Origin of the sequence: Thomasclavelia ramosa DSM 1402, from assembly GCF_014131695.1 — a bacterium.
In the GTDB taxonomy this organism is placed as follows: Bacteria; Bacillota_I; Bacilli_A; order Erysipelotrichales; family Coprobacillaceae; genus Thomasclavelia; species Thomasclavelia ramosa.
The window spans coordinates 1,009,030-1,026,554 of record NZ_CP036346.1 but is presented as its reverse complement, the minus strand read 5'-3'; the positions used below and the strand labels follow the sequence as shown (position 1 = coordinate 1,026,554).

General features: G+C 33.1%; 20 protein-coding genes and 1 riboswitch. Of the genes, 1 reads left to right on the top strand and 19 read right to left on the bottom strand.

Annotated features, from left to right (window positions below; translation table 11 throughout):
- Positions 1-20: 20 nt before the first annotated feature.
- The 13 genes from EYR00_RS04895 to EYR00_RS04835 form a co-directional block, all read right to left on the bottom strand.
- Positions 21-1,307, bottom strand: a complete 1,287-nt coding sequence (locus EYR00_RS04895; RefSeq protein WP_008792778.1) for a hemolysin family protein — start codon at positions 1,305-1,307, stop codon at positions 21-23.
- A 78-nt stretch (positions 1,308-1,385) separates the two neighbouring features.
- Positions 1,386-3,287: a penicillin-binding transpeptidase domain-containing protein gene (locus tag EYR00_RS04890; protein ID WP_003534525.1), complete on the bottom strand. Its 1,902-nt coding sequence runs from the start codon at positions 3,285-3,287 to the stop codon at positions 1,386-1,388.
- 45 nt (positions 3,288-3,332) lie between these two features.
- Positions 3,333-5,471 carry a penicillin-binding protein gene (locus tag EYR00_RS04885; RefSeq protein ID WP_003534526.1) on the bottom strand — a complete coding sequence of 713 codons (2,139 nt, stop codon included), beginning with the start codon at positions 5,469-5,471 and terminating at the stop codon, positions 3,333-3,335.
- Positions 5,471-5,770, bottom strand: a complete 300-nt coding sequence (locus EYR00_RS04880) for a hypothetical protein (protein WP_003534527.1) — start codon at positions 5,768-5,770, stop codon at positions 5,471-5,473. Before EYR00_RS04880 ends, EYR00_RS04885 begins: the two co-directional genes overlap by 1 nt.
- Complete coding sequence (gene rsmH / locus EYR00_RS04875) at positions 5,760-6,704, bottom strand: 16S rRNA (cytosine(1402)-N(4))-methyltransferase RsmH (RefSeq protein ID WP_003534529.1); 945 nt, start codon at positions 6,702-6,704, stop codon at positions 5,760-5,762. Before rsmH ends, EYR00_RS04880 begins: the two co-directional genes overlap by 11 nt.
- A 9-nt stretch (positions 6,705-6,713) precedes the next feature.
- Positions 6,714-7,145 (bottom strand): division/cell wall cluster transcriptional repressor MraZ, encoded by a 432-nt coding sequence (mraZ, locus tag EYR00_RS04870; RefSeq protein ID WP_008792779.1) that lies wholly within the window; start codon positions 7,143-7,145, stop codon positions 6,714-6,716.
- Between the two features lie 198 nt (positions 7,146-7,343).
- Entirely contained in the window at positions 7,344-7,511 is a 168-nt protein-coding gene (rpmF, locus tag EYR00_RS04865) for a 50S ribosomal protein L32 (protein ID WP_003534533.1), read from the bottom strand.
- Between the two features lie 16 nt (positions 7,512-7,527).
- The gene (locus EYR00_RS04860; protein ID WP_003534536.1) at positions 7,528-8,040 is read right to left on the bottom strand and encodes a YceD family protein; all 513 of its coding nucleotides are present in this window, start codon (positions 8,038-8,040) and stop codon (positions 7,528-7,530) included.
- Positions 8,041-8,133: 93 nt separating this feature from the next.
- Positions 8,134-8,376 carry a stage VI sporulation protein F gene (locus EYR00_RS04855; protein ID WP_003534537.1) on the bottom strand — a complete coding sequence of 81 codons (243 nt, stop codon included), beginning with the start codon at positions 8,374-8,376 and terminating at the stop codon, positions 8,134-8,136.
- A gap of 39 nt (positions 8,377-8,415) precedes the next feature.
- Positions 8,416-9,420 (bottom strand): NAD(P)H-dependent glycerol-3-phosphate dehydrogenase, encoded by a 1,005-nt coding sequence (locus EYR00_RS04850; protein ID WP_003534539.1) that lies wholly within the window; start codon positions 9,418-9,420, stop codon positions 8,416-8,418.
- Between the two features lie 61 nt (positions 9,421-9,481).
- Positions 9,482-10,786 (bottom strand): ribosome biogenesis GTPase Der, encoded by a 1,305-nt coding sequence (gene der, locus EYR00_RS04845; protein WP_003534541.1) that lies wholly within the window; start codon positions 10,784-10,786, stop codon positions 9,482-9,484.
- 1 nt (position 10,787) lies between these two features.
- Positions 10,788-11,456 carry a (d)CMP kinase gene (gene cmk, locus EYR00_RS04840; protein WP_009009409.1) on the bottom strand — a complete coding sequence of 223 codons (669 nt, stop codon included), beginning with the start codon at positions 11,454-11,456 and terminating at the stop codon, positions 10,788-10,790.
- A gap of 42 nt (positions 11,457-11,498) precedes the next feature.
- A complete protein-coding gene (locus tag EYR00_RS04835) occupies positions 11,499-12,449 on the bottom strand; it encodes a hypothetical protein (protein ID WP_003534545.1) in 951 nt (316 codons plus the stop codon).
- Positions 12,450-12,566: 117 nt separating this feature from the next.
- Between EYR00_RS04835 and EYR00_RS04830 the strand changes: the two genes are divergently transcribed.
- Entirely contained in the window at positions 12,567-12,743 is a 177-nt protein-coding gene (locus EYR00_RS04830) for a ferredoxin (protein ID WP_003534547.1), read from the top strand.
- 882 nt (positions 12,744-13,625) lie between these two features.
- Here the strand turns inward: EYR00_RS04830 and EYR00_RS04825 are convergent.
- The 6 genes from EYR00_RS04825 to EYR00_RS04800 all read right to left on the bottom strand — a co-directional run bounded on the left by EYR00_RS04825 (position 13,626) and on the right by EYR00_RS04800 (position 17,491).
- A complete protein-coding gene (locus EYR00_RS04825) occupies positions 13,626-14,039 on the bottom strand; it encodes a DUF2178 domain-containing protein (protein WP_003534549.1) in 414 nt (137 codons plus the stop codon).
- Positions 14,032-14,256 carry a helix-turn-helix transcriptional regulator gene (locus EYR00_RS04820; protein ID WP_008792784.1) on the bottom strand — a complete coding sequence of 75 codons (225 nt, stop codon included), beginning with the start codon at positions 14,254-14,256 and terminating at the stop codon, positions 14,032-14,034. Before EYR00_RS04820 ends, EYR00_RS04825 begins: the two co-directional genes overlap by 8 nt.
- Before the next feature lie 85 nt (positions 14,257-14,341).
- Positions 14,342-14,701 (bottom strand): methylglyoxal synthase, encoded by a 360-nt coding sequence (locus EYR00_RS04815; RefSeq protein ID WP_003534553.1) that lies wholly within the window; start codon positions 14,699-14,701, stop codon positions 14,342-14,344.
- 1 nt (position 14,702) lies between these two features.
- Positions 14,703-15,347, bottom strand: coding sequence for an ECF transporter S component (locus tag EYR00_RS04810; RefSeq protein ID WP_003534555.1), 645 nt, complete (start codon positions 15,345-15,347; stop codon positions 14,703-14,705).
- Positions 15,348-15,425: 78 nt separating this feature from the next.
- Positions 15,426-15,538: riboswitch (FMN riboswitch) on the bottom strand.
- A gap of 69 nt (positions 15,539-15,607) precedes the next feature.
- Positions 15,608-16,165, bottom strand: coding sequence for a zinc-ribbon domain-containing protein (locus EYR00_RS04805; protein ID WP_003534557.1), 558 nt, complete (start codon positions 16,163-16,165; stop codon positions 15,608-15,610).
- A 126-nt stretch (positions 16,166-16,291) separates the two neighbouring features.
- Complete coding sequence (locus EYR00_RS04800) at positions 16,292-17,491, bottom strand: S1C family serine protease (protein ID WP_003534559.1); 1,200 nt, start codon at positions 17,489-17,491, stop codon at positions 16,292-16,294.
- Positions 17,492-17,525 lie beyond the last annotated feature (34 nt).

Here is a 17,525-nt window from a genome sequence, read left to right as displayed (position 1 = left end):
TTTTTAAAAGAGGAAGTCATCTAGTGATGCTCTTCCTCTTCATCTTTCTTTTCTTCTAGAATCGTCACTTTTAATTGAGCAATTCTGTTTTTATGCATTTTTACAATCTTAAAAATTACGTTTTCAATCTGAACTTCATCATCAATTTCAGGAACACCAGATACCTCTCCAAGAACTAATCCACCAATTGATTCAAAATCTTCAGAATCGAAATCAGTTCCTACTCTATCATTAACTTCATTTAAATTCAAGCTTCCATCTATTAAATATTCATTTTCTCCTAGAGAAATGATCATTTCGTCTTCTTCAGCATCATATTCATCATCGATTTCGCCTACAATTTCTTCAACAATATCTTCAAAAGTAACAATTCCACTCATAACCCCATATTCATCTAGTACAATCGCTAATGTTGCATGTTCTTTACGCATCGAAGCAAACACATCCGCAACTTCATTAAATTCATAAACAACAAAAGTATCGCGCATAAAATCTTTTACAACAAATTCATCAGGATCGATATTAAAGAAAAGTAAATCCTTAACATTTAAAACTCCCACAATTTCGTCAAATGATTCACTATGCACTGGGTAACGTGAAAATTGACTACGTTGATAAATTTCCATCAATTCTTGGTAAGAACAATCATCGGGAATACTCTCAACATGAATTCTTGGCGTCATAATTTCTTTGATCTCAGTTTCACCAAACTCAAATACATTATGAATCATTTCCTTTTCCTGTTCTTCTAATACCCCCTCTTCATGACCTACTGTAACGATCGTCTTTAAATCTTCTTCTGTCATGGTTGGTCCACTGTCACGAGCACCACCCAATATTTTAATGAAAAAGCTTGTAATGATATTTAAGAAAAATACCACTGGGGTAAAAAGAGTACAAACTAAAGCAACAAATCGTGCCAAAAATAAAGCAATTGTATCTGCATTCTTAGTTGCAAAAGATTTTGGTGTAATTTCACCAAAAACCAAAATCAAGAATGTAACTACTCCAGTAGCTGCAGCTACTAGAGTTGCTGAATCTCCAAAAATTGAAATCACAAATGATGTAGATAACGATGAAGCACCGATATTAACTAAGTTATTTCCTACTAAGATTGAACTAAATAAACGATCCGAATTAGATAACAGCTTCTCTACTGTTAGTGCTCTTTTATTTCCTTCTTCAGCTAAGTTTCGCATCCTGATTTTATTAACAGATAAAAATGCTGTTTCAGTACAAGAAAAAATACCTGAGAAAATAATTAAAATGACAAATATTATAACGTTGGTTATCTGGGTCGGGTCCACAATAAATCTATTCTCCTTATTATTAATGTTTTTCATTATCATATTATAAACATTATAAAAAGTCAAATTAAGCTTTAATTAACCAAGCATAATAACGATTGTTGATCCGGCTTCAACTGACTCACCAACTCGTGGTAATTGGTCTATTACTTTATCACCTTCGCCAATAAATTCAAATTTTAATTCCGGATTACTAACTTCCTTTTTACTTTTCCCAATATAGTTTTCAACCTTTAACGTTTTAGTATCCATAAATGTATAAGCTTTTTGCCGCTGTGAAGAAACTTTTTTTACATTCATGCTTGGCAAAATATCAACAAGCATTTTGCGAGCAATTGGAGCTACTGTCGTTCCTCCATACTGCACACAATTTTTAGGGTTATCCATTGCAACATATAAAACAATTTTAGGATCATCAATTGGCGCAATACCAATGAAAGATAAGATATAACCCCCATCAACATAACTACCATTTACTGCTTTTTGGGCAGTACCTGTTTTACCACCGATCCGGTAACCATCTATATAGGCATTTTTACCCCCTCCATCTGTAACAACTGATTCTAAAGCATCTCGCATTTTTTTGGAAGCATCCTCACTAATAACTTTACGTAGTGCCTCTGGTTTATGTTCATAAACAATATCATTAGAATAACTATCAATAATTTTATCAACCAAATATGGTTTATATAAAGTTCCACCGTTAACACAAGCACAAACTGCTCTCACCAGCTGCATAGGTGTAATTGAAATACCTTGACCAAAAGCAACTGTTGCTTGTTCCAACTCATTGAAGGCATCATAATCAAACATAATTCCTTTAGATTCACCTGGTAGGTCTATACCGGTTTTTTCTGTCAAACCAAATTTTTTGACGTATTCATATAATTTATCTTTCCCTAGACGGCGACCGATTTCAACAAATCCGGGGTTGGAAGAATTCTGAAGAACCTCTCTAAAGGTTTGAAGTCCATGTCCACCTTTTTTCCATGACTTAATTCGGGCACCACCAACAATTTCATACCCTTTATCAAAATAAGTATCTTTATCCATATCAAATAGATTTTCATTTAAAGCCGATGAAAAAGTAATGATCTTGAAAGTTGATCCTGGTTCGTAAGATTTCCAAATTGGGATATTATGATTATAAACATCCTTATCGGCATTTTGATAATCATTGGGATTATAATCAGGTTTACTTGCCATCGCTAAAACTTTTCCAGTACTTGGTTCCATCGCTAAAGCCCAGATTCCATCAGGATTATAAGTGTCATATGCATTGTTCAGTTCTCTTTCAACAATATCCTGAATATCACCATCAATCGTTAATTGTAAATTAAAACCACTCGTTGGAGCACTATAAACACTTGGATACAGTGACAACGGGTTACTTTTGGCATCCATATAATAATCAATACTCCCGTTATTTCCGTTTAAATAATTATCGTATTTTAATTCTAAACCTAATAATCCTTGATTATCAATTCCTACGAAGCCAAGAGTCTGTCCTAAATAATTATCATTGGGATAATATCGTTTAGTATCTTTAATTAAATATACCCCAGGTAATTTTAAACGATCGATTTGTGCTGCTACTTCATCATCTAATTGTCGTCCTTCTGGCTGAATTCTTTGGATTGAAACTTTTTTACTTAATTTTTCTTGCATTACTTTAACATCAACATTTAAAATATTTGCAATTTTATCAGCAGTAGCCGCCACATCTTTAATTTGACTAGGAACAACAACTAGTGAAGCAGTTGTTAGATTTGTTGCTAGAACGTTATTATCACTATCAACGATCAATCCACGATTAGCTTCAACTGGAAAACTACGCTGCCATAAATCCACTGCTTTATTATAAATATTGACTCGATCAATAATTTGAATATAGCCAACTTTTAAAATTATTGCAATTACAATCAAAACTGTTACTACTTTTACCCATTTGATTTTCTTTTTTGTTATCTCATAGATCATCTAATCACCCTCTACACTATATGAAAAAAGTAAGGTCATTAGACCTTACTGAAGTGTAATTGTTAGAGCATCACCGTTGTGAACAACAGTTCCCTCTGGCGCACTTTGAGCTCCGACGAGACCGTTACCGCCATCAATAGTAATATTAACCCCTGATAACGAGCCAAAAGTTAAAACATCTTTACGTGACCAGCCAGTAAAATTAGGTAATACAATATCATTAGATTCCGTCTTAATAAAAACACGATCATTTTTTGCTACTTTAGAACCAGCTTCTGGATATTGTTCAAGAACTGTATTACCGTTTCCGATTACTTGAACATTTACAGCTTTTGATTCTAATTTTGACTTAACAAAACTAACACTCTGATTAACATATGAATCTAGTTTATAATCACTAGATACTGTCGTAGTTTCAGGAGCATTATATTTATTTACGATTGATAATGCTGCCGGCATTACACTTTTAATAACATTTGCCTGATGTTGAGTTGTATCATTATCAGCACCTTGGAAAACAATATTAACAATTATTTGCGGATCTTCATATGGTGCCATTCCCGAAAAGGATTTGGTATAAATAGTACTTGAATAACCACCATCAACAACTACTTGTCCCGTTCCGGTCTTACCGATAATTTGAACACCATTATCAAGATTAAATTTCTTTGCTGTTCCCATACTTTCAGTTACTACTCCTTTTAGTAGATCTCGAACATGTTGAACTGTTTGTGAAGAAAATATTTGCTCTGAATATTCTGTTTTACCTTTATATGTAACTTCGTTTGTTTCTTTATTAACGATTTTTTCAATTAAATAAGGTTCAACAGTTTTTCCATCATTTGCAAAGACACTATATGCGCGCAATAGTTGTAAAGCTGTAACGGTAGAGCCCTGCCCAAATCCTGTAGTTAAATAGGCCGCTCTACTTTTATCGGTTTTGTATAACGCTGTCCCTGCAACTGAATCAAAGCCATCAATATTGCTTGATTGGAAAAAACCTAATTTTTCATATACATCTAGTAATTCATCACGATTAGTATACCCGCGTTCAAGCAGATTACAAATTGCAACGTTACTTGAACGATAAAAACCTTCATCATAACTAATACTCCCCCATCCAGCACCATTATTATGGTCGCGAATCGGTCTTGAACCACCATAATCATATTTACCAGATTCATATGTAGCTGCACCATTATATAAGCCGCTTTCAATCGAACTAGCATAAACAAATGATTTAAAAACCGAACCACATTCATAAGCAGTATCAAAAAAGAAATTTTTATAGTCCTCTATATTTCGCTCATTTGGATTAAATGAAGGATAACTTGATAAAGCTAAAATTTTTCCAGTCTTAGCCTCCATGATTACACATGATGCTTTAAGAGCTTGTGCCGCCGCTGCTTCAGTTGCCAGCTGGTAATCAAGATCTCGTTGTAATGAACTGTCGATCGTTAAATAAATGTCATCTCCATCAACAGCGTCTTTTTGTTCCAAGATTCCGTCCGGTAAAACATATCCTTTTGAATCTTTTTGATAGACTTTATAACCGTTTTCACCGGATAAAGTTTTGTCATAAATTGCTTCAAGACCCATTTCACCGACAAGTCCTTTGACTCCATCCGTTTCAGTTCCTTTAGCATAACCGATAATATAGCTGCAAAAATCTCCATATGGGTAATTACGAGAATTACTTTCAATAAATTCTAAACCTGGTAATCCAGTATCCTCAATTTGTTTTTTGACACCCGCACTTAGATCATTACCATTGGTTCCAAATTCAACCTGATATGCTCCTGCATCTACCTTTTCTTGGAGTTTTTGAGCCATTACAGTTGGGTCCATCCCAATAATTGGTGCTATTGCATTTGCTGTAGCCGTAATATCTTTAACATATGCATCATCTTTGCCATGATTAATTCTACTACTTGATACAATAGCGATTAATTTATATTTTTTTACATTTGAAGCTACAACTTCATTATCACTAGTATAAATTTCCCCTCGGGTTGCATAATCAATCGTTTTTGCCTTACCTCTACTTTTAGCAAATGTGGCGATATCAGCCCCACTGATTAAATGCTTACCTGTCACTCCTAAATAAACAATATTAGCAACAAGGGAAAAAATAACTAATGCAAAGACAACATAAGCTATCTTTGCACTTTTAAATTGATTCATTATTGATTTTGTTGTGCTTGAGTAGAGGCAGCTACTGAATCATTGCTATATGTATATCCTTTAGCATTAGCTACTGAACTAAGGCGTGAAAAAGATGCTAATTCTTGTTTTTGCATTTCTAAACTATCAATATCACTCTTTATCGTTTTAATTTCCTTTTCTAGAACTTGAGCTGTTCGATTATATGATGATTCCATCGACTTAACGCCAATAATTCCAAAAACAAAAATTACCATTGAAATTACTAGAAATCTTTGTGAAAAAGCTTCAAATTTAGTTTTTTTAGTCTTATGTCTCATTTTCAAACTCCCTCTCGATTATTCTTAGTTTTGCAGAATGCGCGCGATGATTAACTTCAAGCTCTTCTTTTGAAGCAACCATTGCTTTTTTATTAATTAATTTAAATCTCGGCTGTAAGTAATCAGGAATTACTGGTAATCCCGGTGGCACATCCTTTAACTTAGTTACATCATTAAATGTATATTTACATATTTTATCTTCCAAACTATGGAAAGTAATAACTGAAATTCTACCCCCAACGTTCAATAAATCTAGTGAATCCTTTAAGGCTCGATCAAAGACATTTAATTCATCATTAACTGCTATTCTAAGGGCCTGAAAAGTCCGCTTAGCAGGATGACCTCCTTTACGTCGGGCAAAAGCAGGAATTGCATCTTTAATAATATCAACTAATTCAAAAGTTGTTTCAATTGGTCGTATTTGTCGTTTTTGTTCAATTTTACGTGCAATCTGTTTAGCAAACTTTTCATCAGCATATTTATATAAAATTTCAACAATCCTTTCATACGGCCACGTATTAACGATTGCATAAGCATCAAGTGGATTTGATGTATCCATTCGCATATCAAGGCGAGCATCATAATTATAGCTAAAGCCTCTAGAACCTGTATCGAACTGAGGAGATGATACACCTAAATCAAACAATATTCCGTCGACTCTTGTTACACCTAATTCATTTAATTTTTCTTTAATATTTACAAAATTAGAATAAATGATTGTATAGTTGTTACCAACTGCATCAAGGCGTAGACGAGCTGCTTCAATTGCCGTTTGATCTTGATCAAAACAATACAAATGACCGGTCGTAAGCTGCTTTAAAATAGCACAACTATGTCCTGCTCCGCCTAAGGTGCAATCAACATAAATTCCATCTGCTTTAATATTCAAGCCCTCAACGGCTTCCTTCAATAATACTGTTACATGATCAAACATCGCTCTCTCCTATAATTCAAAACCTTCTAACGATTCAGAAATTTCATCAAAGTTATCTTTATTGGCATCATAATAATCATCCCAAATATTCTGATTCCAGATTTCTACATGATCACCAACGCCAACGATGATACATTCCTTTTCTAATTTACCTTCTATTCTTAAAACATTAGGAATATTTACTCTCCCTAATTTATCAAATTCACATTCACTTGCTCTTGAAGTAATAATTCTAACAAAGTTACGTGCCTCTCTTTTAGTTTTTGGCAGTGTTTGGAGTTTTTGATAATAGTCATTCCAGCCTTCTTGGGTGTATAAAGCTAGACAACCATCAAAACCGCGAGTGATTACAACACTCTCGCCACATTGCTCCCTTAATTTTGAAGGAATAATAAGACGCCCCTTGGCGTCAATATTATGCCTAAATTCACCCATGAACATCTATATCACCCACTCTTTAACACTTAGTAACACAAATTAACACTTCTTACCACCATTATATACCCTGGTCGATACTTTGTATAGCATTTTCTTTAAATAAGAAGATTTCGACAATTAAACAAAAAAAGGGTCAATTAACGTAAAATTTCGTTAATCAACCCTTAAACAACAAAAAAAGCGCCCTTAAGACGCCGTTTCTTATAAAACTTTTTGTCCTTTGTAAGTACCGCAATGTTTACAAACTTTATGAGACATTTTGTATTCACCGCACTCTGGACATACAACTACAGCTGGTGCTGTAAGCTTATCATGAGTTCTTCTCTTATTTCTTCTTGTACTTGAAACTCTTCTAAATGGTACTGCCATCAGTATAACCTCCTATTTAATCTTTAAAATAATCTTTTAATTTAGCTAACCTAGGATCGATATAATCATCATCTTTATCACTAGTACTGTTATCTAATATTCTCCAACCTTTTCCTTTAGATTTAATATTAGCATCATCTTTGACGACCCTCATCGGTACTTCCAGCATAATGTTTTCAAATACCACTGGGGTAAGATCAACAATATCTTTTTTTACTTCATGAACATCTTCAAGTGGATCAGGTTTTTCAAAAGCAAACACTTCAGTTGAATTAATTTCAAAAGGATACTCAACATCTTCAAGTGTAATAGCACAAGGAAGAATCATAGTTCCTTTAATATTAAGATCAACATATAAACGTTTATCTTTCAAATCAAGATCTCCGGTTCCTGAGACAATAATGTCCTTCAAGTCATTAATTTGAGCATACTGGTCAAATAACTCCGAAGGAAAAGTTAGTCCCTCTTCAAAATCAAATTTTCCACGATGCTTAACAATCCATTGTAAATTGTATTTCAAAATAATCACCCTTCTATAACCGCAATGACAATTATATATAAAATAATACCATAAGTCAACCTAAAAAATACTTGTTTTTATCGTTTATTTTACTATATTGTCTTAGACCATCTTGTCGATATCTTTAGGAATTTTATTTGATTTAATCATCGAAACTAATTTATCAACCTTGCTAGGAGTGATTGGTTTATTAGTCACCTTAGCCACACTCATAATAAAATCCTTAATATCATTTTCATTATTTAAATCTTTAGACTGTAAATCATTAGCTAATTTTAATATTTCTCCTTTATTAACATTAGTTTTCTTTACAACCTTATCTAATAAAACATCTTCATCTTTCATATTATCACCACTATATACTATGATAATATTTAAATAACGTTACCCCTCAATTTTCAATTCTCGACGCATCAGCTGTTGAATCTCACGTTTTGGTTCATGATTATTGTATAGAACATTGTAAATCGCATTTATAATAGGTAATTCAATATCTGTATATTTCTTAGCATCTTCATAAATAACTCGACAAGTACGAATTCCTTCACAAGTTTTTTTATTATTTTTCATGAAAGCACGTGCATCATTGGTTTTACCAATTTCTAGACCAGCCTGAAAATTCCGCGAATGGACCGATGAACAAGTGACAATTAAATCTCCAACACCTGTTAGTCCCATATAGGTTTCTAATTTACCACCTTTTTTCGTTCCATAACGAACCATTTCTGCCAGACCCCGAGTAATTAATGCTGCCTTAGTATTATCACCATAGCCTAAACCACTTAAAACTCCAGCCGCCACTGCAATAACATTTTTAATAGCAACCCCGTACTCAGCCCCAACTTCATCATTTAATCGATAGACTCTAAAATAATCATTCGAAAATAACGTCTGAACATCTCGGGCAGTATCATCATCTAACGAAACAGCACACACTGTCGTTAACATTCGAACGACTACTTCTTCAGCATGACTTGGACCAATCAATGAAACGACCGGATTAATCAAGTTCTCATCAAGCACACTACGAATCGTATCAGACATACGCATATTTGTCCCTAAATCAAAACCCTTAGCTGCATTTATAACTGTAATCTTTTTCTTTATTAATGGTTTTACTTGTTCTAATGTTTCTTTAACAAATTGTGTTGGAATAGTAATTAATAAATAATCCATATCCATTAAGGCTTCTTCTAAATTATTTGTCGCTTTAATTTCACTTTCTAAAGAAATATTGTGAAAAAAAGCTTCGTTTTGATGATTAAAATTAATATCATCAATTTGTTCTTGATCAATACCATACATCATTATCTCATTTTGATTATCGATCAAAACTCTGCTTAAAGCTGTTGCCCAACTTCCAGTTCCTAGTACCGCAATTTTACTCATTGTTACACTTCCTTATATTATTGTATCAATATTATACCAAACTAATTAATTAATAGCACGACTAATCACGTTTACGACAAATAATATGAATTGGCGTTCCTTCAAAACCAAAAGAATCTCTTAAACGATTTTCTAAATAACGCTTATAACTAAAATGCATGTATTGAGGATCATTAACAAATAGAACAAAAGTTGGGGGACAAATACTAACCTGATTAGCATAGAAGATTTTTAAGCGTCCACCATTGAACGTAGTTGTTGGATTGATTGCTTGAGCATCAACAAGAACATCATTTAAAACACTAGTTTGAACACGTTTATGTGAATTTTCAAATGACTCTTGAATCAATGGGAATAATTGTTGAACTCGTTGATGAGTTTTGGCAGATAAGAAAATAATCCGCGCATAATCCAAATATTTAAACTGACTACGCAATTCTTTTTCTTTCTTTTGCATTGTCTTCTCATCTTTTTCAACTAAATCCCATTTGTTAACAACTAAAATTACTCCCTTACCAGCTTCATGAGCATAACCGGCAACATGTTTATCTTGTTCAATAACTCCCTGATTCCCATCAATAACAACAACGATAACATCACTTTTTTCAATTGATGATAAGGCTCTCAAAATTGAATATTTTTCAATATTTTCATATACCTTACCTTTTTTTCGCATTCCGGCAGTATCAATAACACGATATTTTTGTCCATCCTTAACAAATGCTGTATCAATCGCATCACGAGTTGTCCCTTCAATATTCGAAACAATTACTCTTTCTTCACCAAGAATCGCATTCGTCAACGATGATTTTCCGACATTTGGTCGTCCAATAATTGAGAAACGAATTTCATCTTCATCAAATTCTTCTTCAACAAAATCGAGATTCTTAATGATTTCATCTAATAAGTCACCAATTCCAATTCCATGACTTCCTGATACTGCAATTGGGTCACCAATTCCTAAATTATAGAATTCATAAATATCATCTTTAAAAGCATTATCATCAATTTTGTTAACAGCCAATAAAACCGGCTTACTTGTTTTTTGTAAAAGACGTGCTACATACTCATCTTCACGAGTTATTCCTTCACGTCCATTAACAACAAAAACAATTAAATCTGCTTCTTCAATGGCAATTTCTGCCTGCATCTTGATTTGGGCAGTAAAAGATGCATCTTGTAATTCAATTCCTCCCGTATCAATCAAACGGAATTCTTTTGTCAACCATGTTGCAGTTGCATAAATACGATCACGAGTAACACCCGCAACATCTTCTACAATGGAAATACGCTCTCCAACAATTCGGTTAAAAATAGTTGATTTACCAACATTCGCTCGTCCAACTATTGCTACTACACCTGCCATATTATACCTCCTTTATTTTTTCTTCTACTAATTTTAAAACAGCATCAACAACTTCTTGTAAAGTCATCGCTGATGTATCTAATACGATGGCATCTTCTGCCTGTTTTAACGGTGAAATATCGCGATTCATATCTTGATAATCACGTTGTTCAATATCTTTTTTGATCAGCTCTAAATCTGCTGTTAATCCTCGCTCTTGATTTTCTAAATAACGACGTTTAGCACGGGTATCAACACTAGCAATTTGATATATTTTCAATTCTGCATTTGGCAAAACAACTGTCCCAATATCACGCCCATCTAAAATCACACCACCAACATTTGCCATCTGACGCTGCTGTTCTACAAGAAACGTACGAACCGCCTGATAACTTGATACTACACTAGCAGACATAGAAACTTGATCTTGACGGATCACTTGGCTAACATCTTGCCCATTTAAAAAGATATGGTTATTACTATCCATTTCAATTTTGATTTGTTTCAAAGCCTGAGATACCGCTTGTTCATCTTTTAAATCAATATTATTTTCAAGACAATAATATCCTACACAACGATACATTGCCCCTGTATCAATATAGATATAATCTAATCGTTTAGCAACTATTTTTGCAATACTGCTTTTACCAGCCGCACTTGGCCCGTCAACGGCAATAGAAATTTTTTTCATAATATCCTCCACTCCTTGAAAAAAACTAAGGGTAACCTTAGTTTAAAAGAACAACTGGTATCCTATCATACCACACAATCCAATAAATACAACTACTAGGAATATAATTACATAGTTTAAGATAGTAGCGATTCGATCACTTTTCTTTTCATCAACAATATCACTACGAGATTGTTTTGCCTTTGATTTACTATCTATAGTTTTATCATTTGTTTGATTTTTAATCACTTTTAAATCTGCTGTGTCTTCTTTTTGTTTAAGTACTTTTTCAACCTCTCGCTGATCTTTCTCTTTAATCTGTCGAAGCATTTCCTCTAACGAACGTGTTTGTTCAATTTTTGCCAATTCTTCATCTTCTAAAGTGTCCTCAGCTGTTCCAGAACTCACAACACCTGTATCTTTTTTCAATGCTTCTTCAAGTTCATTTTCTTTTTGCTCTGCTTCTTCCTGAACTTCGTCCATTACCAGCTTAGCTTTTTTAGCATCTTCTTCTGGTGACATGCTGGCAAGTCGTTCCATTAAAGTCATCTTCTTTTTAGCAGCCTTTTTTTCTTCTTCAGCTTTTGTAACAACCGATTCCTCCTGATTTACAAAATACCCTTTAGAAAATTCTGAAGTATTGATATTATCCAGATTATCGATATGAACTACTTGCTTTTCTGGTTCTCTAATTTTATTTAAAATATCCATTCTTGTATTGTACTGCGCTTCTTTACCAACACTGACCTTAGCACTTCGCAAAGCTCGGTTTATTTCTTCACTGCTTTCTTGACGCATTTGTTCAAAAGTTTTAGCTTCTGTCAAAGTGTCATTAATATCTGGCAAGTCTTTTTCTTCTTGTTTAAAAGAACGATTTATTGTCGCTAAAAAATCATCATCTTCAATATCATCAATGATATCAATTGTATCCTCTATATTTTCACGATTAATCCCTGCTTCATCTTTTAAACCAGCTCGTAAATCGCGATATTTGTTTACACGTGAACTATTCACTCGAAATCACCCTTTCGTCGTACATTATAACATACTTTTTCATTATTTCCTTTATAAAATATTGGAAAATATATTTATTTGGGATATAATAGATACATAACAAAGGAGGAATTTATAATGGCTAAAATTACAGTAAACGAATCTTGCATCGGATGTGGTGCTTGTACAGGTGTTGCACCAGATGTTTTTGAAATGAATGATGAAGGATTAGCATCTGTTGTTGGCGATGATGTTGCTTCAGCTAAAGAAGCTGCTGAGTCTTGTCCTGTAGAAGCAATCGAAGTAGAAGATTAATCGATAGAAAGAGGCTGTAACGAATAAAGGTTTTTAAACCTTTAAGCGTTATGCCTTTTTTATTTTTTGAGTTTTTAGAATAATAAAATTATTCGTATGTGTATGACTTTTTGAGTATTATAAAAAATATCGCTCTTCTGTTTTTAAAATTTTGATATTTAAGAAACTATGCTGTTTCTATTCTTATGCTTTTTATTATGATATTTTCTTAAATTTATATACTATTCCGATCAGAAAAAGCTCTGTTTTCACATCTAGACTTCCTTTTTTTCTCAGTCTTGTATAATTCATCTCCTATTTAATAACTCCAAATGTGTCTTCAGCCTGAATGCTTCTTTGCTTTTTCATTTCTATCCCATCAGCTGTTCTCAAGTTTTCATCTACTTTTGACTGAAGTTTATTAAGATTGTAATTAATTTGTATTTTTCTTTATTTAAGCATTCATTGCAATGTCTATATTCAAACACTCTGCTTATCTGTAAGTAATCACCTCTGGTGTTCCATACTTCTTCCTATTCAATATTAAATGTGTACCCTTGAGGAAAGACTTTATAACCTAAAGAATCATATTGGGGTTGGAGCCTTTATCGCCTCTGTGAGAGCAGTCAAAATACTTGGAGGTATTAATACCTTTCATAATCTCTACGAATGATGTCAACGGATCATCTATAGGTATAACAATAAAAAAGTCTAGTGGAAGTCTGCATTGAAATGTGTCATAATTACCATTGGCTATAGGGTAATTAGATTCTAACAGTTCGATGTTTTTCATAATCTAATTATACCAAAAACAGCACTTAAACTCTATTTGAGTCTAAGTGCTGTTTAATTTTTTAGACAAACACATTATTTTAATGCGTCACAGCCTCCTTGTTTTTCCATTTATCCATGTTTTTCATAATAATTGTTTATTACGAAAAATATTACAAACATCACCACAACCACACTCACAAGTGTGGTTCCAGCTATCATAAACATCATTTTCTTTGTGATTCCATACAAAACAATTGTAATAATACTACCTGCATAAAGTAATAAATTCATTAATTGTACTGTTTTTTGACCACTCTTCATCGCAATAAACAAATCTCGTTCATCTGTATTATTTTTCAATTCATCTTCCCAATCATTATCAAAACAATGATATAAATTATAAACCCCTAAAACAAAAGCAACTAGCAAAGCTAATCCATATTTTAAAACAAAGCCCTTTTGCCAAATAACATAGGCTGTAGCAAATACTAAAATAATTCCCAATGTCCCATTAATAATATACCGGGGATTGATCTTATGCATTTTTTTGATCCTCCAATTCTTTATTTTCTTTTAAACAACATAATTCCTCAATTGTAGTATCGAAAACTTCGGCAATTCGATACGCTAACATTAGTGATGGGTTATATTGTTCTTTTTCTATCGAAATGATTGTCCTAGATGATACATGAACCAGATCGGCTAACTGTTGTTGTGTCATATTTTTTATTAAGCGCATTTCTTTTATTCTTGTTTTCATTTCCACCACCATAATATGAAGTTAACTTCACGTGAAGTACATTTCATATTATAAACTAAAAAAATAGATATAGCAAGAGCTATATCTACAGTGATTTCAATAACATTAATGCTGTTGCTTTATTAGATGCTAAAGGAATATAGTGTACATCACATAAACGCATTAACGCGCTAATATCTGGTTCATGCGGCTGTGCTGTCAAAGGATCCCGAAAAAAAATAACCATATCCATCTGTCCTAGCGCAATTAAATTTCCTACCTGTTGATCTCCGCCATAAGGTCCTGATAAAAATCTAGTTACTTCTAAATTTGTATTCTCCATGACCTTTTTACCAGTCGTTCCAGTTCCATATAAATTATGTCTTGCAAAAATTTCTTCATTATCTTTAACAAAATCAATCAATTCGCCCTTTTTCTGATCATGAGCAATTAAAGCAATATTCATCTTATGCCTCCTTAAACTTTGATTCAATTGGTCTTACTATATAATATACAATAGCAGAAATAATCCCTTTGATAAAGTTAAATGGGAAATAAATGATAAAAATGGCTTGACCATAAGGCGATAAGAAATTCAAAAAGCCCGGTACGGACATATTTGTACCATATTGTTGATTGAATGAATTAATATCTAAAACAAATGGTAAATCTGTATACCAAGTTGGTTTTTGAGTTAAATAAGTTGGAGTTACAAACAGGTAATTCAAAATAAACATTACCATTGCAAATACAAACATTGTAATAATCATGTTCACGGCATAAGACTGCCATTCTTTTTGTAATTTTAAATGTCTTGATAAATAATAATAAACACAACAAATCGTCAATGAAGCAATCAAAGCAGTAATCTGACCAATTGCAATTGGTCCTACCGGTCCCTTAAATAAAATTGAAACAAAGAATTTACATACACACACAAATAATGCTGATTTAAACCCCAGCATTGAAATTGCCATAATTACAACAATTTCTGATAAATCAAGATTTAGCCAAGGGGCTAAGGGATATGGTATCTCCAACAAACCCAAGATCATCCCTAATGCCGCCAACGCTGCTGATAATACTAATTTTCTTGTCTTAGTAGTTTCCACAATAATTTCTCCTTTATAATAAAAAATATCATGAAAATACTAATCTCCATGACAAAAAGGCATTAATTATTAACTAAAAAATGTCATTCTTCCATCCAGACTATACTGTCGGTGTAGGAATTTCACCTACTCAGCTTATGCTCGCGGACTTTACCGCCGGTCGGGAATCACACCCTGCCCTGAAGACTTTCTTTTCCTATATAATATAGCATAGTATTCCTACTATTTCAATAAGAAAAAACTAACAGTTAGTTATTCTGTCAGTTTTGTTGTTTTTTTGTATTATTATAAACTAAAAAGATTCCTGCAACCAATCCAATAGCAGCCAAGAGCAATAAATATGCTCCGATAGAAATATTCCCATAACCACCCAGTACTGATTTAGCATTAAAAATTTCATATACCGCCAAAACTGCAGTTGCACCAGCTAAGCCTAACGCTACAATGTCTTTATGAAGATAGGATAAAATCAATGCAACAACAACTAAAGCAATGCAAATAATACCATCTCCACCATCCATTAAACTAACACTTTGACTATATCCAAAAATCGATACTGAAGCAAATGGTAAAAAGCATGAAATTATTGCCAAGATACCCGACCCAAACGTAAGTACCTCGAGCATGTTGAATTTTTTCCCTGAAATTTCAACTTCTTTTTTCTGCATATTTTCCCCAAAATCATTAATTGCACTTTTTGTTTTATCAACAGACTCTTTTACCGGTATTCCAGTATCTTGACTTACACAATCCTCACCGCAATTAGGACAAAATTTCACCCCTATTTCTAATTCCTGACCACATTTTTTACATTTCATAATTTTCCCTCATTTCATTTTTAAGTTACCTTTCCCTAATTATAACTTATAATTACATTATATTATAAATCTCCATTTTCCACAAATAAAAAACACCAGCTCTTTATTAGCTGGTGTCAGTTATTCTTACTGTTCACCCAATGTCACTTCTATTGTTTTTTCAGTACCATTACGGTTAACCACAACAGAAACTTTATCCCCAGGTTCTTTTGAATATAATTCAGTTAAGAAACTCTTATAAGTAGTTACTTCTTTACCGTCAAACTTAACAATAATATCTCCTTCTTGAATACCCGCCTTACTAGCTGCTCCTCCAGAAGTAACTCGAGATACATAAATACCATCTGTCAAATCAGTATTAATGCGATAATAGCGTAATTGATAGCTTGAATACCCTGATAAAGATACTCCTGAGATACCAATTTGTGGACGTGTCACTTTACCATTTTCAATAATTTGTTCAACTGAAGTAATAACATCATTGATTGGTAAAGCAAATCCCATTCCTTCTACTGAAGTATTAGATAATTTCATTGAAGTAATCCCGACTAATTCACCAGCCATATTTACCAAAGCACCACCACTGTTACCAGGGTTGATTGCTGCATCAGTTTGAATAACATTCATATCCCAATCTTCTTGACCATCATCATTTAAATCCACTGAAACAGTACGATCAATTCCACTTACAATTCCTTGAGTAACTGTCCCTGCGTATTCAATTCCAAGCGGACTACCAATCGCTAATACAGTTTCTCCCTGATCCAATAAACTAGAATCTCCACATTTAATAGCGGTCATATCAAAATCAGCAGTTAATTTTAGTACTGCAATGTCACTGTAAGTATCACTACCAACAATCGTTGCATTTACAGATTCTTTATTTGAAAATACTACTTGCACATCAGTAGCTCCACTTACTACATGGGCATTCGTAATAATATATGCTGTTTTTCCATCAACACGATAAACAACTCCACTACCACTACCACTAGCAGTTCCATTAGCATAGACTAATACTCCAACAACACTACTATTCACTTTTTCAATCACATCAGTTGTAGAGCTCTTCACATCATAATTTACATTTTCCACAGTTGCATTCTTATTCGATGAAGAACCACTTGACGAGCTCTTATTAACTTTTGTAAATAAGAAAACATTCATTCCTAAAGAGGCAACCACTAAAAGAGTAATAACTATCTTAAATAAACCATTTGTATTTACAGTCACTTTTCTTTTATTATGTTTTCCCATTCTTGATTCAGGTTGGTTACTATTTTCTTCTTTTTCTACTTGTTCTTCCATTGGATTTCTCTCTTCCATTTATACCACTCCTTTTACTTTACACACATATCTT

Excerpts from the sequence above, each read along its gene's own strand:
- EYR00_RS04890 (WP_003534525.1), bottom strand. The coding sequence starts at position 3,287 with ATGATCTATGAGATAACAAAAAAGAAAATCAAATGGGTAAAAGTAGTA.
- EYR00_RS04885 (WP_003534526.1), bottom strand. The coding sequence starts at position 5,471 with ATGAATCAATTTAAAAGTGCAAAGATAGCTTATGTTGTCTTTGCATTA.
- EYR00_RS04880 (WP_003534527.1), bottom strand. The coding sequence starts at position 5,770 with ATGAGACATAAGACTAAAAAAACTAAATTTGAAGCTTTTTCACAAAGA.
- rsmH (WP_003534529.1), bottom strand. The coding sequence starts at position 6,704 with ATGTTTGATCATGTAACAGTATTATTGAAGGAAGCCGTTGAGGGCTTG.
- mraZ (WP_008792779.1), bottom strand. The coding sequence starts at position 7,145 with ATGTTCATGGGTGAATTTAGGCATAATATTGACGCCAAGGGGCGTCTT.
- rpmF (WP_003534533.1), bottom strand. The coding sequence starts at position 7,511 with ATGGCAGTACCATTTAGAAGAGTTTCAAGTACAAGAAGAAATAAGAGA.
- EYR00_RS04855 (WP_003534537.1), bottom strand. The coding sequence starts at position 8,376 with ATGAAAGATGAAGATGTTTTATTAGATAAGGTTGTAAAGAAAACTAAT.
- EYR00_RS04850 (WP_003534539.1), bottom strand. The coding sequence starts at position 9,420 with ATGAGTAAAATTGCGGTACTAGGAACTGGAAGTTGGGCAACAGCTTTA.
- der (WP_003534541.1), bottom strand. The coding sequence starts at position 10,786 with ATGGCAGGTGTAGTAGCAATAGTTGGACGAGCGAATGTTGGTAAATCA.
- cmk (WP_009009409.1), bottom strand. The coding sequence starts at position 11,456 with ATGAAAAAAATTTCTATTGCCGTTGACGGGCCAAGTGCGGCTGGTAAA.
- EYR00_RS04830 (WP_003534547.1), top strand. The coding sequence starts at position 12,567 with ATGGCTAAAATTACAGTAAACGAATCTTGCATCGGATGTGGTGCTTGT.
- EYR00_RS04825 (WP_003534549.1), bottom strand. The coding sequence starts at position 14,039 with ATGCATAAGATCAATCCCCGGTATATTATTAATGGGACATTGGGAATT.
- EYR00_RS04820 (WP_008792784.1), bottom strand. The coding sequence starts at position 14,256 with ATGAAAACAAGAATAAAAGAAATGCGCTTAATAAAAAATATGACACAA.
- EYR00_RS04815 (WP_003534553.1), bottom strand. The coding sequence starts at position 14,701 with ATGAATATTGCTTTAATTGCTCATGATCAGAAAAAGGGCGAATTGATT.
- EYR00_RS04805 (WP_003534557.1), bottom strand. The coding sequence starts at position 16,165 with ATGAAATGTAAAAAATGTGGTCAGGAATTAGAAATAGGGGTGAAATTT.
- EYR00_RS04800 (WP_003534559.1), bottom strand. The coding sequence starts at position 17,491 with ATGGAAGAGAGAAATCCAATGGAAGAACAAGTAGAAAAAGAAGAAAAT.